Genomic DNA, 5,102 nt, shown 5'->3' on the forward strand with positions numbered 1-5,102 from the left:
ACGCTGCCACCGAGAATGATCAAGACCCAGCGCTGACTTTGGTTAGAGGCGTCTACCAGCGCTTGCATGGCTTCACGGTAGTCTTGCATGGACGCCTCGGATTGCTCGCGGGCTGCTTGTGCCTGTGCGCTGGCCTGTGTTTTCAGAGCTTGATAGAAGCGTTGGAGGACGTGGCGTTGGTTGATGATTTTCAGGCGCAAGGAGAAAACATCCCTTGCGTCCGGGTCGATGGCCTCCGGTTGCTGGGATTTAAGCTTGGCAAGATCGCTGCGTATGCCATCAGGCAGTTCACTCACGGCGTCGGCTTTCTTAATAAAGGACGTCCGCAGCAATTGCACGGCCGCGGGCTCATTTGCGGTCTGTAAGTCGTAGAGCAGGACCGCCAACGCCATGTTGCCTTGGCTGTTGCTTTGTTTGAGCCGGGTGGTGCGATCCTTCAGCTCAAGATCGAACGCAAGTTCGGTCTGCAGGGTGCCCTCACGCAACTGCGCAACAACATTGGCCGTATTACGGAAGAGTTGGCTCGATTGGTAAAGATCCAGCGTTGAGAGGCCGTTTTCAGTAGTCGTCAGTTGCGCCACCGAGCGGTCGATTGCCCCCAGTTGCCCGACCATCGTGGCATAGGTCGACCGCAGGGTATCGAACGAGGTGGTGGTTAACAATTCGTCGGTTTGACGCTCTATCAGCAAGGTGTCTTGCAGAACGTCTTGTCGCGCTTGCAAGTGCACCAGGCGCTCTTGCGCCAGTTGACGGGTGGCTGTGTTCGCGTTGCGCAAGGCATACACCGCAGTGGCGCCGCCGGCCAATATCAATGTCGCCAGCACGAGCACAACCAGCATGAACTGAGCGCGCAACGACTGCGGCAACAGTCGCTGAAAAGCGGATGCTGGCTGGGACGGCGATACCTCTGTCAGCGTTTCCATAGGGCGCGGTACCTGTCCCTGTAGCCATTGTCAGGGTCGTACTGAAAGCTATCGCCCCCTTCTAAACTGGCATTGTTAGCATTGACCAGATGGGTAGGCATCACGAATCCGCTAACGGGCTGCCCGGCGATCAGACGATTCAGTTCGTCCATCACCTGCCAACCTTGCAGATTCAGTGGCTCGGCCACGGTAGCGGTCTGGTAGGTTTTGGCCTGGATACGCAAAAATGCCGATGCACTGCCATCTCCTGCCGAAATCAGGCTGAGTTTGTCGGCAGCGACTCCTGCATTAGTCAGGGCGGCGATGGCGTAGTCAAAATAGATATCGTTGATAGCCAGCGCATGCGTCCAGCGCTCGCCATGTTGTAGCAGCAGTTGCCTGGCGATCGCCGGCATTTGCTCGCTGGCTTGCGAAATGGCGACATCACGCACCTCAAGCAGCGTACAGCCTTTGCAGGCGCGAATGATGTCCTCCATGGCCTTGGCCTTCGCCATCGCGATGCTGTACCTGCTGTCTGTCAGGATCACCACGCCTGCGTGTCCATCGGATTGTGCCACTGCGGCCATGGCGGCAAGTTGGGCGGTTTTTATGGGTTGGCTGGTGACGTTCATGGCAACGGGGGTACCCGGGATCGGGCCGGGTTGTGCTCCGGCATGCCAACCCACAACTGGTATGCCCCGACGGCTGAAGGCAGTCAGCGCCGGGTTATTTTCAATGGCGTCGGAACCGCATATCACGATGCCGTCTGGTTTGGCCGCCAGCGCATCGGCCATCGCCTTCGCTCGCCCGGCCGATGTCCCATCGGCGTCGAACACCTTGAGCGTCCAGCGCATGACCACAGCAGCCTCGCGTGCGCCTTGCGCGACGGCGATGATTCCACCGTTGCGAAGGTCTTCGGTGACGAAGGCAATGACTTTGCCGGGCGGGGCGCCAGGGCCGGATTCAGGGCCATTCCAGGGGGGCGTTTTTAGAGTCGCCGTGGCAACTACTTCCTGGGCTTGCGTGACGAACGCGATGGCCTGTTCAGCGTCTAGCGGATTGGGCGAGCGCAACAACTCCTCGCCATACCCAGGATCTGCCGCAAAGAGGAGAAACACAGAAATTGAAATTATCACGGCCACGCCAGAGCGCTTCGGACGACCGAGGCGTCTTTCTCCTATGACCGGGGTCGCACCGCTGCAATCACGAATATATTCTTCCATGACATCCTTTTTCGATGAAAAGCCAGTACCGCTGAAATCCCTTGGGATGCATCAGTGTTCTGTCATCAGGCCCTTGGGGCAGAGTGCATGTACTTCGTTTCCGGTGCCACGAGAAAGAGTGGGGGCCGGAAAGGGCCGAAGGTTGGTTATATCCTTGACCACATTAAGGCGTTTTACAAGGTGGTCTTCCCCTAATAAAAACGGCGCCTGAAGGCGCCGTTTTTATTCTAGGTTTACAAGCGCGTATTACTTACCCGTCCAACGTTTCAGCACCAACGTGGCGTTAGTGCCACCGAAACCAAAGCTGTTGCTCATGACCTGATCGATCTTCGCGTTTTCACGGGTCTTGGTCAGGATTGGCATGTCTGCGACAACCGGGTCCAGCTCGTCGATGTTGGCGGAGCCGGCAATGAAGTTGCCTTCCATCATCAGCAGGCAGTAGATCGCTTCATGCACGCCGGCGGCGCCCAAGGAGTGACCAGACAGGCTTTTGGTAGAGCTGATGACTGGGGCGTTAGTGCCGAAGACTTCACGCACGCCTTCCATCTCTTTCGCATCGCCTACCGGCGTAGAAGTACCGTGGGTGTTGATGTAATCAATCGGCCCTTCAATGGTAGACATTGCCATCTGCATGCAGCGGATGGCGCCTTCGCCACTTGGCGCGACCATGTCGTAGCCATCGGACGTTGCACCGTAGCCGACGATTTCGGCATAGATTTTCGCGCCGCGCGCCAGTGCATGTTCCAGCTCTTCAACCACCACCATGCCGCCGCCACCAGCGATGACGAAACCGTCACGTTTGGCATCGTAGGCACGGGAGGCTTTTTCCGGGGTTTCGTTGTACTGGGTCGACAAGGCGCCCATGGCGTCGAACAGGAACGACTGGCTCCAATGTTCTTCTTCGCCACCACCGGCGAAAACGATGTCTTGTTTACCCATCTGGATCTGTTCCATGGCGGTGCCGATGCAGTGAGCACTGGTCGCGCAGGCGGAAGAGATGGAGTAGTTCAGACCCTTGATCTTGAACGGGGTTGCCAGACACGCGGAAACGGTGCTGCCCATGGTCCGCGTAACGCGGTATGGACCGACGCGCTTGACGCCTTTTTCGCGCAGGATATCCAGCGCTTCCATCTGGTTCAGCGTCGATGCGCCACCGCTGCCGGCAACCAGGCCAGTGCGGGGGTTGGACACTTGATCATCGCTCAGGCCTGAGTCGGCAATAGCGTCTTTCATGGCCAGGTACGCATACGCTGCGGCGTGGCCAACGAAGCGATAGATCTTGCGATCGATCAGTTCTTCGAGGTTGAGGTCAATGGAGCCGGAAACCTGGCTGCGCAGACCCATTTCGGCATATTCCGGATTAAAACGGATGCCAGGGCGGCTTGCACGCAAGTTGGCGGAAACGGTGTCTTTGTCATTGCCCAAGCAGGAAACAATGCCCAGACCAGTGATAACGACGCGGCGCATGCGGATACCCTTAGAAATTTTCAGTGGAAGTGAACAGGCCGACCCGAAGGCCTTCGGCGCTGTAGATTTCGCGACCATCAACGCTCACGGTACCGTCGGCAATTGCCAGGACCAGTTTGCCTTTCATGGTGCGTTTGATCTGGATGTTATAGGTGATCTTCTTCGCGGTAGGCAGTACCTGGCCGAAAAACTTCACTTCGCCAGAGCCCAGTGCGCGACCACGGCCAGGGTTACCCTGCCAGCCGAGGTAAAAGCCAACGAGCTGCCACATGGCATCGAGACCCAGGCAACCAGGCATGACCGGGTCACCCTCGAAGTGACAGGCGAAAAACCACAGGTCGGGATTGATGTCCAGCTCGGCGACCAATTCACCTTTGCCGTACTTGCCACCCTCTTTGCTGATATGGGTGATGCGATCCACCATCAGCATGTTCGGGGCGGGCAGTTGCGCATTACCTGGGCCAAACAGCTCGCCGCGACTGCAGCGCAGCAGGTCTTCCCGGGTATAGGCGTTTTGTTGGGTCATGCGAGCTCCTCAATAATCCTGTGCGGCAGGGTGGGGCGTTACGTGCCCCGAATAACCAGTCCTGGCCGGATGACGCGCCAGATCTCAGCCGTCAGCCTACTCATAGACTATTGCGTTGTAGTGAAAGTCACAGCACAAGCGGAATGAAAGCACACTTGTGCACTGAAATCATAATCCAAGCAGCTTTTACTGCTGATTTGGCCATCAAGACTGCCGTAATTTATCATTTATCGCCAGTCGCAGGTGTCGGAAGGGGCAGCCAATGCTGAAGAACTTGCTGTAAATCAGTACGTTTGAACGGCTTGGCCAAATAATCACTCATTCCTGCCTGCAGGCAACGCTCCCGATCGCCGTGTAACGCGTTGGCGGTCAGGGCGATAATCGGCACCTGAGCACGTGCCGGTAATTGGCGTATTTGTCGCGTGGCTTCGTAACCGTCGATTACCGGCAGTCGGCAATCCATCAGAATAGCCGCAAAATTATTGGCTTCTACCGCCCGTACAGCCTGGGCACCATCGCTCGCCACACTGACTTTGAAGCCGAGGCTGCGCAGCATGGCTTCGATAACGGTCTGGTTGACCGGATTGTCTTCGACAAGTAGGACCTGCTGATTTCTGCCATCGTCATTTTCAACAACGGCGGGCGTTATTTTTTCAGGTGTCTTGTGTTTGTATAACGTCAACGGTATTTCCAGGGTAAAGACCGAGCCTATACCTTCCTCACTTTTAGCGCGCAGTGTCCCGCCCATGCGCTCTGCTAGCGTGCGTGCGATAGGTAGGCCCAATCCAGTGCCACCGTAACGCCGTGAGATAGAACTGTCGGCTTGCTGAAACGCATTGAACATAAGCTCAAGACGCTCGGCAGAAATACCAATGCCGCTGTCGCGAACGATGCAGGTAAACCAGATCAATTCATGGTCCAGCGGTTGCCACTGGGTTTCAACCTGGACGCTACCCAGCTCGGTGAATTTCATCGCATTGCCGA

At 56.8% G+C, this 5,102-nt stretch carries 4 protein-coding genes and 1 pseudogene; all 5 read right to left on the minus strand.

The annotated features are described in order from the left end of the window. A pseudogene (locus tag M0974_RS07000) lies at window positions 1–923 on the minus strand (hypothetical protein); the annotation flags it as partial. Next, window positions 911–2,035, minus strand: coding sequence for a substrate-binding domain-containing protein (locus M0974_RS07005; protein WP_297834521.1), 1,125 nt, complete (start codon window positions 2,033–2,035; stop codon window positions 911–913). The gene M0974_RS07005 and the pseudogene M0974_RS07000, both read right to left, overlap by 13 nt. Window positions 2,036–2,371: 336 nt before the next feature. Beyond that, window positions 2,372–3,592: a beta-ketoacyl-ACP synthase I gene (fabB, locus tag M0974_RS07010; protein WP_297834511.1), complete on the minus strand. Its 1,221-nt coding sequence runs from the start codon at window positions 3,590–3,592 to the stop codon at window positions 2,372–2,374. A 10-nt stretch (window positions 3,593–3,602) separates the two neighbouring features. Continuing rightward, window positions 3,603–4,118 (minus strand): 3-hydroxyacyl-[acyl-carrier-protein] dehydratase FabA, encoded by a 516-nt coding sequence (gene fabA / locus M0974_RS07015; RefSeq protein ID WP_297834514.1) that lies wholly within the window; start codon window positions 4,116–4,118, stop codon window positions 3,603–3,605. Window positions 4,119–4,341: 223 nt separating this feature from the next. Further along, a partial coding sequence (locus tag M0974_RS07020) for a response regulator (RefSeq protein WP_297834517.1) occupies window positions 4,342–5,102 on the minus strand: 761 nt, incomplete at its 5' end.

The organism is Pseudomonas sp. (genome assembly GCF_026224925.1).
In the GTDB taxonomy this organism is placed as follows: domain Bacteria; phylum Pseudomonadota; class Gammaproteobacteria; order Pseudomonadales; family Pseudomonadaceae; genus Aquipseudomonas.